The 16,678-nt window shown below is 72.7% G+C and carries 12 protein-coding genes and 1 pseudogene; 9 read left to right on the forward strand and 4 right to left on the reverse strand.

All coding sequences use genetic code 11. The features are described 5' to 3' along the window. Nucleotides 1–52: 52 nt before the first annotated feature. Nucleotides 53–565 (forward strand): pyridoxamine 5'-phosphate oxidase family protein, encoded by a 513-nt coding sequence (locus tag ABD343_RS32175; protein ID WP_344533294.1) that lies wholly within the window; start codon nucleotides 53–55, stop codon nucleotides 563–565. Between the two features lie 65 nt (nucleotides 566–630). Next, on the forward strand, nucleotides 631–993 hold the full coding sequence (locus ABD343_RS41055) for a HisA/HisF-related TIM barrel protein (RefSeq protein ID WP_425578337.1): 363 nt from the start codon (nucleotides 631–633) through the stop codon (nucleotides 991–993). A 90-nt stretch (nucleotides 994–1,083) separates the two neighbouring features. On the opposite strand, the gene ABD343_RS32185 is transcribed toward ABD343_RS41055, so the two are convergent. The 3 genes from ABD343_RS32185 to ABD343_RS32195 form a co-directional block, all read right to left on the reverse strand. Continuing rightward, nucleotides 1,084–1,386, reverse strand: a complete 303-nt coding sequence (locus ABD343_RS32185; protein WP_344533297.1) for a hypothetical protein — start codon at nucleotides 1,384–1,386, stop codon at nucleotides 1,084–1,086. Then, the gene (locus tag ABD343_RS32190) at nucleotides 1,383–1,919 is read right to left on the reverse strand and encodes an RNA polymerase sigma factor (protein WP_344533299.1); all 537 of its coding nucleotides are present in this window, start codon (nucleotides 1,917–1,919) and stop codon (nucleotides 1,383–1,385) included. Before ABD343_RS32190 ends, ABD343_RS32185 begins: the two co-directional genes overlap by 4 nt. A 480-nt stretch (nucleotides 1,920–2,399) precedes the next feature. Further along, nucleotides 2,400–3,014 (reverse strand): TetR/AcrR family transcriptional regulator, encoded by a 615-nt coding sequence (locus ABD343_RS32195; RefSeq protein ID WP_344533301.1) that lies wholly within the window; start codon nucleotides 3,012–3,014, stop codon nucleotides 2,400–2,402. Nucleotides 3,015–3,190: 176 nt separating this feature from the next. Here ABD343_RS32195 and ABD343_RS32200 point away from each other — a divergent pair, with 176 nt between their 5' ends. Beyond that, nucleotides 3,191–6,904 carry a protein kinase domain-containing protein gene (locus tag ABD343_RS32200; protein ID WP_344533303.1) on the forward strand — a complete coding sequence of 1,238 codons (3,714 nt, stop codon included), beginning with the start codon at nucleotides 3,191–3,193 and terminating at the stop codon, nucleotides 6,902–6,904. A 43-nt stretch (nucleotides 6,905–6,947) separates the two neighbouring features. Here ABD343_RS32200 and ABD343_RS32205 read toward each other — a convergent pair whose 3' ends face one another. Beyond that, nucleotides 6,948–8,006, reverse strand: a complete 1,059-nt coding sequence (locus tag ABD343_RS32205) for an Rv2578c family radical SAM protein (protein ID WP_344533305.1) — start codon at nucleotides 8,004–8,006, stop codon at nucleotides 6,948–6,950. Nucleotides 8,007–8,161: 155 nt separating this feature from the next. Between ABD343_RS32205 and ABD343_RS32210 the strand changes: the two are divergent. From ABD343_RS32210 to ABD343_RS32235, 6 genes and pseudogenes are all read left to right on the forward strand, one after another. Next, nucleotides 8,162–8,605, forward strand: a pseudogene (locus tag ABD343_RS32210) (SRPBCC family protein); the annotation flags it as partial. A 748-nt stretch (nucleotides 8,606–9,353) separates the two neighbouring features. After that, nucleotides 9,354–11,648, forward strand: a complete 2,295-nt coding sequence (locus ABD343_RS32215; RefSeq protein WP_344533307.1) for an MFS transporter — start codon at nucleotides 9,354–9,356, stop codon at nucleotides 11,646–11,648. Between the two features lie 138 nt (nucleotides 11,649–11,786). Continuing rightward, nucleotides 11,787–12,620 carry a M55 family metallopeptidase gene (locus ABD343_RS32220; RefSeq protein WP_344533309.1) on the forward strand — a complete coding sequence of 278 codons (834 nt, stop codon included), beginning with the start codon at nucleotides 11,787–11,789 and terminating at the stop codon, nucleotides 12,618–12,620. Beyond that, the gene (locus tag ABD343_RS32225) at nucleotides 12,613–13,971 is read left to right on the forward strand and encodes a M20/M25/M40 family metallo-hydrolase (RefSeq protein WP_344533311.1); all 1,359 of its coding nucleotides are present in this window, start codon (nucleotides 12,613–12,615) and stop codon (nucleotides 13,969–13,971) included. Before ABD343_RS32220 ends, ABD343_RS32225 begins: the two co-directional genes overlap by 8 nt. Before the next feature lie 6 nt (nucleotides 13,972–13,977). After that, complete coding sequence (locus ABD343_RS32230) at nucleotides 13,978–16,050, forward strand: dipeptidyl-peptidase 5 (RefSeq protein WP_344533313.1); 2,073 nt, start codon at nucleotides 13,978–13,980, stop codon at nucleotides 16,048–16,050. Further along, the gene (locus tag ABD343_RS32235; RefSeq protein WP_425578327.1) at nucleotides 16,047–16,673 is read left to right on the forward strand and encodes a mycothiol transferase; all 627 of its coding nucleotides are present in this window, start codon (nucleotides 16,047–16,049) and stop codon (nucleotides 16,671–16,673) included. Before ABD343_RS32230 ends, ABD343_RS32235 begins: the two co-directional genes overlap by 4 nt. Nucleotides 16,674–16,678 lie beyond the last annotated feature (5 nt).

A 16,678-nucleotide genomic window follows, 5' to 3' on the forward strand; every position in this document is an offset into this window, starting at 1 on the left:
CTTCGCAGGAATCTGGACAGAGGTTGTCGGAATTCTTCGCGAGCCTGGACGTATGGAGAATGGAAAGAGCTGGCAGGACGTACAGGCCGCGGAACCGGAGTTCGCGAAGACCGTGGAGGCGCGCTACGGCGCGTACCGGCATCACGTCCTCGGGACGCTGCGCGCGGACGGCGCGCCCCGGCTGACGGGGATCGAGGCGGACTTCCGGGGCGGCGAACTGTGGCTGGGGATGATGCCGAACTCGCGCAAGGCGCTGGACCTGCGGCGCGACCCGAGGTTCGCGCTGCACGCGAACCCGGGGGCGGGCGCGGAGATGGACGAGGGCGACGTACGGATCTCGGGGCGCGCGGTCGAGGTGACGGACCCGGACGAACTGGCGGAGTGGGCGTCGCACGCGCCGGAGGGTGAGGTTCCGGAGACGTTCCATCTCTTCAGGACCCGGATCGAGGAGATCACGCGGGTGTCGATCGAGGGCGAGGAGATCGTCTTCCGGGTGTGGAACCCGGGAAGGGCGCTCCGGACGATCAGGCGGGGGAACGACGACGCGCCGCCGAGGGAGGACTAGGCTCCGTCCGCCGGTTCGAGCTGTTCCCGTCGGTACACGTGGCCGGCGGCCGAGTGGTCCACCTCGTGGGCGACGGCCACGTCCCGGAGACCGCTCGGACCGATCCGATCCAGGCGGCGCTGGCGTTCCAGGAGCAGGGCGCGCGGTGGCTGCACCTGGTGGTCGCCGAGGACGAGGGCGAGGGCGGCGGACTGGCCGAGGCCCGCCGGATCATCGACGCGGTGGACCTCGACGTGCAGCTCATGTGCCGGGCGGGCATCCATGACGACGCGGCGCTGAACGCGGCCCTCGACACCGGCTGCGCCCGACGGGCGAGCCCTGTACGCGGGAGCGTTCACCCTGGCCGAGGCGCTGGCGTGCACGGCCGCCCTGCTCCGGGGAGAGGGCTGACGAGACGGGGCCCCGCCGATCGCCGACCGCCGGGATGAGACCGGGGCGCCTCGGACCCTGGTCCCGGTCCCGGTCCCGGTCCCGGTCCTGGTCCCGGTTCCGGCGTGGTCGTGTCGGTCGGCCAGAAACTAGGCGGCTCCGGCCGAACGGCTGTCGGCGTCCGACGGCCGCGCCACCGCACAGCGGCCGTCCTCGCAGGAGCGCCGGAGGCGGCCCCGGGAGACGGTCTGCGCCAGCCCGACGGCCCAGCACATCGGGCACCCGCGCAACGCGAGCACCCCGACCGGCAGCAGCGCCAGGCCGACCGGACCGACGGCGGGCAGGAGCGCGAACGAACCGGCCAGCGCGCCGAACCCCACCGCGCCCCGCACCAGATGCCGCGCCACGGAGGCACTCGCGAAGTCGGGCCCGTCGGCTGTCGAGCGGGTCATCGGTTTCCTCCCGTGGGCGAGTCGGGCGCGGGACGGAGCGCCTGCTGAACGGTGCGGCGGGCGCGGTGCAGGCGAGACTTCATCGCCGCCGTACTGAGCCCGAGCGCATCGGCGACCATCCGGCCGCTGAGCCCCTGCACGTCCCGCATGATCAGTACCTGCCGCTGGTCGGCCGGCAGGGCGGCGATCGCCTCCGCCGTCCGGCTCACCTCCAGCCGCCGCAGGGCCTCGTCCTCGGCGGACTCGACGGCGGCGTCCGGCACGGGCGGGTGGCGCGGGTGGCCCCGGGCCAGCGCCCGCGCGCGCCGCAGGCACTCGTTGCGGACGATCCGGAACATCCACGACGCCAGCGCGCCGGACGCCCGCAGCATCCCGATCTTGCGGTACAGGATGATCAACGCTTCCTGCGCCGCGTCCTCCGCGTCCTCCGGGCTCGCGCAGAGAGAACGGGCGAACCGGCGCACGTTCGGATGCGAGCCCGACACCAGCGCGGCGATCGCCTCGGCATCACCGCGCTGCGCGGCGACGATCACCGGCTCACTCGGCCAGCCCGCCTCAACCACGCGAGCCCCGCCCGCGCTTCAGCACGAACACACAGGTGCAGAGCAGCACCATTCCCACGACGACTGCGATGCCGATACCGATTCCCACGCTCACGACAACCTCCAGCTTCCGTCCCGACGTTCGTCGGTACAAGGACTAGAGGCCCGGCGGGCGCAAAAGGATTCAGCCCGGCGAACCCCCTCCGAGGAGCGCCCGCCGGCCCGGTGCCGTGCCGCACCCGTCCCCACGGTCACGGCACGGCCGGTCCGCTCCGTGTTCCGCTCTCCACGGCACGGCACGGCACGGCACGGCACGGCACGGCAGGGCAGGGCACGGCCCAGCCGGGGGAGTTCAGGCGCGGGCGCCGTCAGCCACGGTCGCCCACCAGCTCCCGCAGGGGTGGGATGGGTGATGTCGGGTGCCGACCGGGCCCGCTGCCCGGGGGGTGACGGCGTCAGCTCATCGGGAGGTCAGTCCGTGAGGACGGCGGGGAGGACCACCGCGTCCACGTATCTCTCCAGGAAGGTGGGGTCGGCCTCGTGGCCGTCTATGATCCGCTGCCCCACCATCACGCCCAGCATGAGATGGGGGACGAACTCCAGCGCCGGATTGCCCTCCGAGACCTCGCCTCGGCCTATCGCGCGCTGGAGCATGGTGTCGAAGAACTGGATCTCGGGCTCGATCAGCACCGAGCGGACCGCCCGCTCCAGGTCCGTGTCGCGCTGCATCGCGTGGCCGAGGCCGCTCAGCAGCTCGGTGTCACGCCCTATCTCACCGCTGACGCGCCGCTGCATCTCGTGGAGGTCTCCGGCGAGCGTCCCGGTGTCGATATCGGCGATGGTCACGCGCTGCTCGGCCAGCAGTGCGCGGGCCACCAGATTCGGCTTGCTCTCCCACTGCCGGTAGAGCGTGGCCTTGCTGGACTTGGTGCGGGTGGCGACGGAGTCCATCGTCAACGTGTCGTACCCGTCCTCCCTCACGGAGTCGAGCACCGCCTGATAGATCTCCCGCTCCCGCTCGGGCGTGAGTCTGCTGCGGCGCTGCCCGGCGGCGGGAGCCGCGGAGGCGGAGGCCTGTCCGGCCATGAGTCCCCCTGTCTGCCGCGCGGCCCGGGGGGCGGGCGACGCGAACGAAACGGTGTCGTACACGAAGACAGTACCCCGCGACCGGATCGAAACGCAAGAGTATCGAAACGACTCCGTTCCTCGGCTTCGCTCGACTACCCTCGCTGCCCTCCGTCGGATCAGCAGAAGAGGAACATGTGAGCCGGGAGTTATTGACCCCTGACGCCCCTCAGCGCATCGGTCCGTACTGGATCGCGTCCGTGCTCGGGGCCGGCGGACAGGGAGTGGTCTATGAGGCGTACGACAGCGCGGGGGAGCGCTGTGTGGTGAAGGTGCTGCGCGCGGAGGGCGCGGCTCACGACTTCGCCAAGGACAGGTTCGGCAAGGAGGTCGCCGCGGCCCAGCGGGTCGCGTCCTTCTGCACCGCCCGCGTGCTGGACGCGGACCTGGAGGCCGATCCGCCGTACATCGTCAGCGAGTTCATCAACGGCCGCGACCTGCACGCCGCGGTCCGCCAGGACGGTCCCCTCCGGGGCGACGATCTGGTGCGCCTGGCCACCGGGATCGCCACCGCCCTGGCCGCCATCCACGCCTCGTCCGTCGTGCACCGGGACCTGAAGCCCGGCAACGTGCTGCTCGGCCCCGACGGGCCCCGCGTCATCGACTTCGGGATCGCCCGCACACAGGAGATGTCGCTCACCGAGACCGGCAAGATGATGGGCACGCCCGGCTACATGGCGCCCGAAGTCCTGCGCGGCGCGCGGGCCGACGGCAAGAGCGACGTGTTCGCCTGGGGCGCCGTGATGCTCTTCGCGGCGAGCGGCGAGGCGCCCTTCCACGGTGAGAACCTCGGCGAGATCGTCGTTCGGGTCACCGAACTGGAGCCCGATCTCACGCCCGTACCCGAACGGCTGCGGCCCCTGGTGGGCGCCGCGCTGTCCAAGGACCCCGCCTCCAGGCCCAGTTCACAGCAGTTGCTGCTGGGCCTGCTGGCCGACGGCCTCCCGGCTCAGCGTCAGTCCCCGTCCCCGTCCCCGTCCCCGCACCCGTCCCCCTCGCCGCCCGCGCCCCCCGCCACCGATCTGCTCGCCCAGGGCGCCAGCGCGGCGGCGCTGCCGCACTCCTCCGGGCACGCCCCCACGCCCCTGCCGGACTGGGGCGACGTGGCCGAGCAGGTGTTCACGGGGCTGGATCCCGCCGCCAGGGCGGCGGCCGAGGAAGTGCTGCTGCGGCTCGTCGTCCCGGGCGAGGCGCCCGACGGCTCGCAGGACGGGGTACGCACCGCCTCCCACGGAGAGCTGCTGGAGGGCCGTCCCGCCCACGAGTCGGCCGCGATCCACCAGGCGCTGGACGCCTTCCTCGCGGAGTCCGTGCTCGTCCGCGAGCCCGACGGCTCCGTACGTCCGGCCAGCGCGGCCCTGCACCGGGCATGGCCCCGCCTGGCGGCCTGGACGGCCGAACACCGTGCCGAGCTGCGCGTCCTGCGCAGGACCGGTGACGCCGCGCGGGCGTGGGACGAGGCCGAGCGGGACCCGGACCATCTCCAGCAGGGGAGGGCCCTGCGCGCGGCACTTGACCAGGCCGCCACCGCCCACGCCGCGGTGCGGCCGAACCGGCTGGAACGGGTGTTCCTGGCCGCGGCCCGCGCGCACGAGTCGCGACGGCACCGCCAGCGCCGCCGGCTGCGCGGTGGGATAGCGGTGCTGCTGGTGCTCGCCCTGGTGGCGAGCGTCGTCGCCTGGCAGTTCCAGCGCTCGAACGCCGAACAGCGGGCCCTCGCCACCTCGCGGGACGTCGCGTCGGTCGCCGACGGCATGCGCGCGACCGACCCGGGGACCGCCGCGCTGCTGAGCATCGCCGCCTGGCGGGTGTCCCCCTCGGAGGAGGCGCGCGGGGCGCTGTACCAGTCGGCGTGGCAGCGGGAGAAGGCGCTCTTCAAGGACCCCACGGAAGAGCCGGAGAGCTTCGAGTCCGGCATGTCCCGCACGCTGTCCCGCGACGGCCGTGTCCTGGTGTCCCAGACGCTCGGGGCCCTGAACGGCACGATGCACCGCTTCGACACCCGTACGGGGAAGAAGCTCCCTCTCCGTACCGGTGGCGTGCCGGTGGAACGCTTCGGCGCGGTGGCGGCGGACGGGCGTTTCGCGGCGACCGACGACGGCACCGTACGGAATCTCGCCACAGGGGAACGCGCAGGGAAGGTGAAAATCGGCGACAAGGAGATCCGGGCGCTCTCGACGGACGGCACCCGCATGCTCGTCGGCACCGACAGCACCAAGCTCTCCGTCATCGACACCCGTACGGGCCGCACGCTGCTCGGAGTGTCCGACCAGTACGCCAAACTGACCGAGAACGGGCGGCACCTGCTCTCCTGCCGTACGGGCCATCGCCCGGTCCTGTACGACATCACCTACGGCGGTTCGACCGAGCTGCGCGGCCAGGAGACCGACGCGTGCGGCGACACGGTCTCGGTCTCCTCCAGTGCCGACGACACCACGGTGGCGATCCTCAACGACGGGGAGCTGTCCACATGGGACACCCGGACAGGGAAGCCGCTGTCGACCACCGCCCTGGAGGCCGAGGACACCACAGCCGATCCCCCTGCCGACGGAGCCCTCGTCATGAGCGCGGACGGCGACACCGTGGCCACCATGGCCGACGGCACGCTCAGCGTCGCCCGCAGTTCCCAGTTGGACCGGCCCCTGCTGACGCACAAGGCGCACACACCGGATGAGGAGACGGCCTCCCAACTCACGGAGGGCCTGCTCGGCATCGACCCCCGTTCCCGTGAACTGCGCTATGTGGACGGCCCTTCGGTGCACACGCTGGACCTGAGAGCGCTCGACCTCCCCCGTAAGGAGACCGGGAACACCCTCGGCCACTACGGCCCGGGAGCGAGGAGCCTGCTGACCGCACACACTGTCGGGGACGGCTCGCGCCTGCGGACCTGGACGGTGCCCGAAAAGGAGCCCAAGGCGGAGCCCGCGACGGGGAAGAAGCCCGGCTTCCCGGCCCGGGCCCTCGCGCCCCTGGGTGGCGGTGAGGGTCAGTTGCCCTCCGCGCTCAGCCCCGACGGGACGACACTGGCCTATCCCCACGACGAGACGGGACACGGGAAACAGGTCGAGGTCGCCCTGCACGACACGCGGACGGGGAAGCACCGTCTCGTCGGCCTGGGCGGACGCAAGCGCGGCGCGGTGGAGACGCTGGCTTTCAGCCGTGACGGCCGGACCCTTGCCGTGAGCCGCACCGCGGGCGACGACCGCGAAGCGTGGTCCATCGACATCGTGGACGTCCGGAAGGGCCGAAAGACCCGCACGGTCGAACAGGTCGGCGGGCACTGGCTCGCGCTGAACGGCTCAGGCGACGACCGCGTCCTCGTGACGAGTTCGGGCGACCGGGTGGACCTGGAGACGGGGAAGACGGCCCGGCGGGCGCTGGGAACCGCGGACCTGACCGATGTGGCCTTCAGCCCGGACGGGCAGACCCTGGCCGTCAGCGAACCCGACGGAGTCGCGCTGTGGAACCACGACGCGACCCAGCGGCTGGGCCGCCTGCCCGGCCCGGCCGAGGCGTCCGACGGACAGGCCACGCGGCTGCGGTTCTCCCCCGACGGCCGGTCGCTCGTCGGCGTCGTCGGGGACAAACGCGTCCAACTCTGGGACGTGCCCTCCCGCCAGCGACTGGGCGGCCTCCTGCCCGGTATCGAGGCCGATCTGCTCGACGTGGCGTTCGACGAGCGGGGCGATCTGCACCTGACCGGGGGACGCGTCCTCTCGTACAGGATGAACCTCGATCCGGACGAGCTGGCCGACTCGCTCTGCCGGCGGACCGACGGGCCGAAGAACCTGACCAGGGCCGAGTGGAAGCAGAACGTGCCCGGTGTGCCGTACCGGAAGGTCTGCGACTGAGGAGGGAGGGCCGGGGGAGGACCGGTCGGCCGGAGGGCGGGCGTCAGAGCAGAGTGAGCTGTGTGCAGTGCGGGTTGTCCTGCTCCTCGGAGCGCTCCTCGGACGGTGACTCGGCGGGCTCCGGACGGATCTCGACGCGGCGGTGCTCGCCCGGCGCCGACGGGCCGAGCCCGTACTCGGCCGCCAGTTCGTGCACCTGGCGCGTGATGCGCCGCTGGTACCAGGTGGGGGCGTACGGGCCGTTCGCGTAGAGCGCCTCGTAGTGGCGGACGAGGTGCGGGTGGTGCTCGGCGAGCCAGCGCATGTACCACTCGCGGGCGCCGGGGCGCAGATGGAGCGCGAGCGGCGTGACGGAGTGCGCGCCCGCTGCCGCGATGGCGCGCACCGTGGTACGGAGCTGCGCGGGGGAGTCGCCGAGGAACGGGATGACCGGGGCCATCAGGACCCCGCACGGGATGCCGTGCTCGGCGAGCGTACGGACGACGTCGAGGCGGCGCTCGGGCGCGGGCGTGCCCGGCTCGACGGTGCGCCACAGCTCCTCGTCGGTGAAGCCGACGGAGACCGAGACGCCGACGTCGGTGATGGCGGCGGCCGAGCGCAGCAGGTCGAGATCGCGGAGGATCAGCGTCCCCTTGGTGAGGATCGAGAACGGGTTCGCGTAGTCGCGCAGGGCGGTCAAAATGCCCGGCATCAACCGGTATCGTCCCTCCGCCCTCTGATAACAGTCGACGTTGGTCCCCATCGCGATGTGCTGCCCGTGCCAGCGCGGGCCGCTCAGCTCCTTGCGCAGCAGATCGGGCGCGTTGACCTTGACGACGATCTGGGAGTCGAAGCCCTCGCCGGTGTCGAGGTCGAGATAGCTGTGCGTCTTGCGCGCGAAGCAGTAGACGCAGGCGTGGGTGCAGCCCCGGTAGGGGTTCACCGTGTATTCGAACGGCATGCGCGAGGCGCCCGGCACCTTGTTCACGATCGAACGGGCGCGGACCTCGTGGAAGGTCACGCCTCTGAACTCAGGGGTGTCGAACGTGCGGGTGACCGCGTTCGTGCCGAACAGCGCGGGGGCCGCGGAAGGTCCCTCGCCACTCAGATCGTCCCAGCGCATGGCGGCCTCCTCCGTGTCTCACCCGTGTCGTCCGTCTCTCTCGAACCTAGAATAGAACACATGTTCCCTTCCCTTGTGTCAAGCCGGATTTTGGCGGGTGGCGGGTTGGTGGTTGGCTGAACGCCCCGTTCCGTAATCCACTGACAGGAGGAGTAATGGCGCAGGTCGAGGCGACCACCCAGCGTGAGATCGCGGCCAGGCCGGACGACGTGTTCGACGCCCTCGCCGACTACGGCGAGGTCCGCGAGAAGCTGCTGCCGGGGCACTTCAGCGAGTACGAGGTCCGGGAGGGTGGCGACGGCGAGGGGACCGTCGTCCACTGGAAGCTCCAGGCGACCAGCAAGCGCATCCGGGACTGCCTGATGGACGTGACCGAGCCCACGGACGGAGAGCTGGTCGAGAAGGACCGCAACTCCTCCATGGTCACCACGTGGCGCGTCACCCCGGGGAACGGCGAGGGTACGGCGCGGGTCACCGTCACCACCGTCTGGAACGGCGCGGGCGGCATCGGCGGCTTCTTCGAGAAGACGTTCGCCCCGAAGGGACTCGCACGGATCTACGACGAGCTGCTGGTCAAGCTCGCCGCCGAGACGGAGAAGGCCGAGCGGGCCCGTAAGACGGAGGAGAAGAAGGCGGGGGAGGGCGAGAAGGCGGCTCCGGAGGCGGCTGAGGCCGCGGAGTCCGCCGGTGCGGCGAAGGGCGCTGCCGAGGCCGACGAGTCCGCCGAGAGCGCCAAGCCCGACGAGTCCGCCGAGTCCGCGGAGAGCGCCAAGTCCGCGGAGAAGGAGGGCGAGTCCGCGGCGAAGAAGGACGAGGCGCCCGAGGAGGAGAGCGCCAAGCCCGCGGAGGGCGAAGCGGGCACCGCCGGGGACACCGAGAAGTAGTCGCGCGCCACGCGCAGTTGCTCACCGGTTCGAGTGGTTTTCGCGGCGGCGAACGCGGGCGTCGGCCGTACGGTCACCGTGCGGCCGACGTCGCGAAATCCCTGCTGAACGCCTGGTGAGCGCCCGATGCGCGCTACGCGCCGGGCAGTTGAGCCCCTCCCGTCACATGCGCCACGCCCGTTCCCGGTTGCTCCTGCTTGTCGTGCAATGCGAGTAATACTCCCCCGGAACCGGCGGCAAGGGGAGAGTGATGAGCGGGACGGGCGGGGCGACCCTCAGGATCAGGGAAGATCAGGCACCCGGGAGCGTGGGCGCCGAGGAGGATCCCGGCGCCGTCGAGGTGACCCTGGAGATTCCCGACTACGTGCTGCCGCTCCCGGCACAGCACGGGCCGGACGGGCCTGACGGATCTGAGGGACCTGAGGGATCGAAACGGTCGGCCCATTCGGACGACCCGGTCGCCGTGCTAAATGACGATCACGCCGAACCGCCGCTCAGCGGCGAGGCGTTGCCCGTGCGGCCCGCCGTCGGGAAGACCGCGCCCGCGCCCACCGCGATGCCCGGAGCGGCCGAGGAGCCCACGGGCCCCGGAGTGTGGCGGCGGCTGACCGCGCTGCTCGGGGTGGCGCTCGCCGTGGCGGTCACGGCGCTCGAACAGACCGTGATCGCCCCCGCGTTGCCCCAGCTCACCGGCGAACTCGGCGGCACGGACCGGACGTTCTGGATGCTGGCCCTCCCGCTGGCCGCCATGGGCTTCGGACCGCTCCTCTTCGGGTGGCTGGGCGACCGCTGCGGCCACACGGGCTCGTTCGGGCTCGCGCTCGCCGTCTTCACCGCCGGTTCCGCCGTCGCGGGCTGGTGCGGCGCCGTGCCGGAGCTGATCGCCTTCCGGATCGTGCAGGGGGTCGCGGCGGGCGGCGTGCTCGCCGAGGCCCGCTGGGTCGCCTCCGGCACGGGCCCCGTTCGTACGAGCGGACGCCGACTGGGCTTCCTGCTCGTCGTCTTCGGGCTCGGCGCGGCGGCGGGGCCCGGGCTCGGCGGATGGCTCACGGAGGCCCACGGCTGGCGCTGGTGCCTGTGGCTGGCCCTTCCGGTGGGGCTGCTGGCCCTGGCGCTGGGCGCCTTCGCCGTGGACACGGGCGCGCGTACGCGCGGGTCGCGCTCCCCGCGTTCCTCCCGCGCCGTCCGCACCGCCATGCCCCGGCCGCACGCCCTGCTCCTCTGCCTCGTCCTCGCGGTCGCGGCGGTGGGCGCGGCGGACGCGCTGCCGCACTACCTGTGGCTGGTCGACGCGGCGGACGGCGAGGGCGCCGCGCGGGCGGGACTGCTACTGCTCCCGCTGCTCGGCGGCGTCCTGCTGGCCTCGCTGCTGGCGGCCGAACTCATCGCCCGCACCGGCCACTTCAGGACCTTCCCCGTCGTGGGCTGCGCGATGGGCGTCGAGGGCATGTGGCTCCTCGCGCAGGTCGAGGCCGACACCTCGGAGGCCGTGTTCGGCATCTGGTCGGCCATCCTCGGGCTCGGGATCGGCTTCACGCTGCCCGTGCTCGTCCGCGCCGCGGCGGGCGCGCTGAGCGCCACGGGCGCTGCGGGAGCCACGGACACTACGGGCTCAACGGGAGCCACGGGTGTGTCCGGGGGCGCGCAGCGCGACTGGGTGCGCCGGACCGCGGGCGGCCTCGGGGCCGCGCTCGTCGCCGTCCTGCTCCTCCACCGGCTCGCCGCCGCCCTCGCGCCCGGGACCGACGGGCTGCCGGACGCGCTGCGCGACATGTACGAGAACGCGTACGCCGACGCGATGCCGCGTGCCTTCCTCTCCCTTCTGCCGATGCTCCTCCTGGGGCTTCTGCTCGCACTCTTCCTCAAGGAGAACTCCCTGGTGACCCAGCACACTTCCGTTCCCCAGGCACGCGCCTCCGACGCCGTCACGGCATCCGTCGGCGAAGTCGGGGCCGCCGGTGCCCTCGGGACCGTCGGCAGCGCCGGAGCCCCGATGAGCGCCGGGGTCCCGGTCTGCGGCAGCGTCCGGCACCACGACGGCAGCAGCGTCCCGCACGCGGCTCTCACCCTCGTCGACACCGCCGGCCGCCAGGTCGGGCGCGGCGCGACGGGCGAGGACGGGCGGTACGCGCTGAGCACGCCGGGCGAGGGCGCGTACGTCATGATCGCCTCCGCCGGGGGCCACCAGCCGCGTGCGGTCAGCGTCACCGTCGGCGAGCGCCCCGTCGAACTGGACGTGGTGCTCGGCGGCGCCGGGCGGCTCGCGGGCAGCGTGCTCACGGCCGACGGGCAGCCGGTCAAGGACGCGGCGGTGACGCTGACCGACGTGCGCGGCGAGGTCGTCGCCACGACGCACAGCGGACGCGAGGGAACGTACGTCATCGGCGACCTGGTCGCGGGGGAGTACACCCTCGCGGCGAGCGCCCCCGTCTACCGGCCCGCGGCGCTCCCGGTGTCCGTGCAGGCCTCGCGCGAGACCCGGCAGGACATCGAACTGGCGGGCGGCGCCGTGCTGCGCGGCACCGTGCGCGCCGGGGGCGGGCGGCCCGTCGAGGAGGCGCGGGTGACGCTGCTGGACGCGGCGGGCAACGTGGTGGACACGGTGACGACGGGCGCGGACGGCGCGTTCCGGTTCGTCGATCTGTCCTCCGGCGAGTATACCGTCGTGGCGGCCGGATATCCGCCGGTGGCCACGGTCCTCCAGATCGCCGGGGGCGGGCGGACGGAGCGGGACCTCCAACTCGGCCACGAGGACTGACGCGGCGGCTGCTCCGGCGCGCCGATGAGGGCTGAACGGGCAGGTCAGCGCGGTGACCAACGGCCGTTAGTGGTATAGACCTTCAACAGTTATCCACAGGTCTGTCCTTGTCTTGAACGACCGCGTAACGTTCCAGACATGAAGATCCTCATCAGCGCCGACATGGAGGGCGCCACGGGAGTCACCTGGCCCGGTGACGTCTTGCCGGGGGCCTCCCAGTGGGAGCGGTGCCGCCCGATGTTCACCTCGGATGTGAACGCAGCGATCACAGGCTTCTTCGAAGCGGGCGCCGACGAGGTGCTGGTGAACGAGGCGCACTGGTCGATGCGCAATCTCCTCATCGAGCAGTTGGACGAGCGCGCCCAGATGCTCACCGGAAGACACAAGTCCCTCAGCATGATCGAGGGCGTCCAGCACGGCGATGTCGACGGGATCGCCTTCATCGGCTATCACGCGGCGGCCGGTGACGAGGGCGTCCTCGCCCACACCTATCTGGCGAACTCGCTCACGGGAGTCTGGGCCGACGGCGTCCGGGCCAGCGAGGGCCTGCTCAATTCCCTGGTGGTCGCCGAGTACGGGGTCCCGGTCGTCCTCGTCACGGGCGACGACCGCACGATCGAGGACGCGAAGGGATACGCGCCGGACGCCGAGGGCGTAGCCGTGAAGGACTACGTCTCGCGGTACGCGGCGGTGTGCCGCACCCCCGCCCGCACCGCCGCCGACATCCATGCGGCCGCCTCCCGCGCCGTCGCCCTCGCCGGGCGCCGGACACCCGCCGAGCCCCAGCCGCACACCATCGAGATGGAGTTCGACGCCGAGCATCTCGTCGGCGCCGCCACGGTGGTGCCCGGCGTGCGCAAGACCGGCGAGCGCCGGGTGTCCTACACCTCGCCGTCCGCGTACGACGCGATCCGCTGCTTCAAGGCCGTCACCACCGTCGTCTCGTCGGCCGTGGAGGAGCAGTATGGCTGAGCACTCGGGGACCGGACCCGCCGGACACGTGGACCAGCAGGCCCTGGACGAGGTCGTCACGGCCACCTCGGACCTGATCCGTATCGACACCACGAACAGGGGCCAGGGAGAGGGCGGCGAGCGCCCCGCCGCCGAGTACGTAGCGGAGCGGCTGGCCGACGCCGGGATCGAGCCCACGCTGCTGGAAAAGAAGCCGGGCCGGACGAATGTGGTGGCGCGGATCCCCGGCACCGACCCGTCCGCCGACGCCCTGCTGCTCCACGGCCACCTGGACGTCGTCCCCGCCGACCCGTCCGAGTGGACCGTCCACCCCTTCTCGGGCGAGATCCGGGACGGCGTGGTGTGGGGCCGGGGCGCCGTCGACATGAAGAACGCGGACGCGATGATGCTCACCGTCGCCCGCGCCTGGGCCCGGGCGGGCGTGCGTCCCCCGCGCGACATCGTGCTGGCCTTCACGGCCGACGAGGAAGACAGCGCCGAGTTCGGCTCGGACTATCTCGCCGACCGGCACGCGGGATTGTTCGAGGGCTGCACCGAGGGGATCAGCGAGTCCGGCGCGTTCACCTTCCACGCCGGAGGGGACCTGCGGATCTACCCCGTGGCGGCCGGTGAGCGCGGCACGGCCTGGCTCAAGCTCACCGCCCACGGCCGCGCGGGCCACGGCTCGAAGGTCAACAAGGAGAACGCGGTCAGCAGGCTCGCCGCCGCCGTCCAGCGCCTCGGCGAGCACGAGTGGCCCCTCCGGCTCACCCCCACCGTGCGTGCCGCGCTCGACCGCCTCGCCGAGCTGCACGACCTGCCGTCGCTGAGCGAGGAGGCCGGGGCGGCAGAGGTGGACGCGCTGCTGGCCAAGATCGGCCCCTCCGCCTCACTCGTCGAGCCCACCGTGCGCAACAGCGCCAACCCCACCGTGCTCGACGCGGGTTACAAGGTGAATGTCATCCCCGGCACCGCCGAGGCCCTGGTCGACGGGCGGATGCTGCCCGGCGGCGAGGAGGAGTTCCACGCCACGCTGGACCGGCTCACGGGCCCCGACGTGGACTGGGAGTTCCAGCACCGGGAGATCCCGCTCCAGGCCCCCGTGGACTCCCCGCTGTTCGGGGCGATGCGCGAGGCGCTGGAGCACTTCGACCCCGGCGCGCACGTCGTGCCGTACTGCATGTCGGGCGGGACCGACGCCAAGCAGTTCTCCCGCCTCGGCATCGTGGGATACGGATTCTCGCCGCTCCGGCTCCCCGAAGGCTTCGACTACCAGGCGATGTTCCACGGCGTGGACGAGCGGGTGCCGGTCGACGCCCTGCACTTCGGAGTCCACGTGCTCGACCGCACCCTGCTCGGATCAGGAGGCTGACCCCAGATGACCACCCAGGCCCCCTACGGCACCTGGCCCTCGCCCCTCGACGCCCGGCTCGTGGCGGCCCACGACGGGCGGCCCGAGTTCCTCGGCGCCGTCGGCGACGAGCTGTGGTGGACCGAGCCCCGCCCCGAGGAGGGCGGCAGGCGGGCCCTGATGCGGCTCACCGTCGAGAGCCGCTGCGAGGGCAGCCCCGAGGCCCGGTCCGAGGAGGGCCGTCAGGACGGGGAAGGCGCCGTCTCCGTCCTCCCGGCGCCGTGGAACGTGCGCAATCGCGTCATCGAGTACGGCGGCCAGCCCTGGGCCGGAGCCCCCCGGACGCCCGAGGAGGGCGGCCCGCTGATGGTCTTCACCCACTTCGCCGACCAGAGGCTCTACGCGTTCGCGCCCGACGCGCCCGACGCCCCCGTGCCGCTCACCCCGCTCTCCGAGGTCACCGAGCACGGGCTGCGCTGGTGCGACCCCGTGGTGCTGCCCGGGCGGGGCGAAGTGTGGTGCGTGATGGAGGAGTTCACGGGCCAGGGGCCCACGGACGTGCGGCGCGCCCTCGTCGCCGTCCCGCTCGACGGCTCGGCGGCCGGGGACCGCTCGCGGGTGCGGGAGCTGACCGACGACGCGGACCGGTTCGTGACCGGGCCCCGCCTCTCGCCCGACGGCCGCCGCGTCGCCTGGATCGCGTGGAACCACCCGGCGATGCCCTGGGACACCACCCGCGTCAAGACCGCGAGGGTCACCGAGGACGGGGACCTGACCGAGGTCAGCGTCGTCGCGGGCGGCGAGGGCCAGTCGGTGGCACAGGCCGAGTGGGCCGCCGACGGCACACTGCTCATCGCCTCGGACGCCAGCGGCTGGTGGAACCTGCACCGGCTCGACCTCGACGCGGCGGGCGGCCAGGGGCGCCCGCTGTCGAAGGCGCTCTGCCCGCGCGAGGAGGAGTTCGCGGCGGGGATCTGGAAGATCGGCCAGCGCTGGTTCGCGCCGCTGCCGAACGGGCTGGTGGCCACCCTGCACGGCCGCGGCGCCATGACCCTCGGCGTGCTCGACCCCGAGACGGGCGACCTCGTCGACACGGCGGGCCCCTGGACGGAGTGGGCCCCGTCCCTCGCCGTCACCGGGACCCGGGTCACGGGCATCGCCGCCAGCCCCCGGAGTTCGTACGAGATCGTGGAGCTGGACACCCGCACGGGCCACAGCCTCGTGGTCGCGGCCCCGCACCGTGACCAGGTGGACCCGGCGTATTATCCGGAGCCCCTGATCCGCACCTTCGTCGGCCCCGACGGGCGGGACATCCACGCGCACATCTATCCGCCGCACCACCCGCACCGCACCGCGCCGGACGGAGAGCTGCCGCCGTACGTGGTGTGGGCGCACGGCGGGCCCACGAGCCGGGCGCCGCTCGTTCTCGACCTGGAGATCGCCTATTTCACCTCCCGCGGCATCGGCGTCGCCGAGGTCAACTACGGCGGCTCGACGGGTTACGGCAGGGAGTACCGCGACCGGCTGCGCGAGCAGTGGGGCGTGGTCGACGTCGAGGACTGCGCCGCCGTCGCCCGCACCCTGGCCGAGGAGGGCACCGCCGACCCGGCCCGGCTCGCCATCCGGGGCGGCAGCGCGGGGGGCTGGACCAGCGCGGCCTCGCTGACCTCGCCCACGGTCGCGGGGCTCTACGCGTGCGGGACCATCACCTACCCCATCCTCGACCTGGAGGGCTGGGCGACCGATGAGACGCACGACTTCGAGTCGCAGTACCTGGAGTCGCTGGTCGGTCCCCTCGCGGACTATCCCGCGCGGTATCGCGAGCGTTCGCCGCTGCACCGTGCGTCGAACCTGTCGTCGCCGTTCCTGCTGCTCCAGGGGCTCGACGACGTGATCTGCCCGCCCGTCCAGTGCGAGCGCTTCCTGGAGCAGGCGGAGGGGCGCGAGGTGCGGCACGCGTATATCGCGTTCGAGGGCGAGGGACACGGTTTCCGCCGCGCGGAGACGATCGTCCGGGCGCTGGAGGCCGAGCTTTCCTTGTACGCACAGACGTTCGGCATCGCGCGGACCGATGTCCCGGCCCTGGAGCTGAGCAAGTGAGCGGCGCCCAGGCGGGCCAGTCGGGCCCGTCGGTCCCGCCGCTCCCCGTCGGGGAGCCCTCGATGTCCGTCGCGGAGCCGCACGCGCTGCTGGAGGGCTATCTCGACTTCTGCCGGAGCGCCCTGCTGCGCAAGCTGGAGGCCCTCCCGGAGAGCGAGCTGCGCCTCAGCAGCCTGCCCTCCGGGTGGACGCCGCTGGAGCTGGTCCGCCATCTCACCTACGTCGAGCGGCGCTGGCTGCGCTGGGGGTTCGAGGCCGAGCAGCTCCCCGACCCCTGGGGCGACCGGGGCCCCGAGGACCGCTGGCACGTGCCGGCGGAGACGACGGCGGAAGAGGTGATCGAGGAGTTCCGCGCGGAGGCCGAGCGCTCGCGGAAGATCACCGGCGCCGCCGCGCTCGGCGACCGCGCCCGCACGGGCGGCCGCTTCCGCGCGGAGGGCGGGGAAGCGGAACAGGAAAAGGAAGGGGCAGGGGCCGGAGCAGGGGAAGAGGAAGCGGACGGCCGGACGGCCGCGGTGCCCGCGCTGAGCTGGATCCTCTTCCACCTCCTCCAGGAGTACGCACGCCATCTCGGGCATCTGGACGTGGTGGTCGAGCTGGCGACGAGGGAGACGGGGGAATAGGGAAG

The sequence above is a fragment of the Streptomyces albiaxialis genome, from assembly GCF_039530985.1.
Taxonomy (GTDB): Bacteria; Actinomycetota; Actinomycetes; order Streptomycetales; family Streptomycetaceae; genus Streptomyces; species Streptomyces albiaxialis.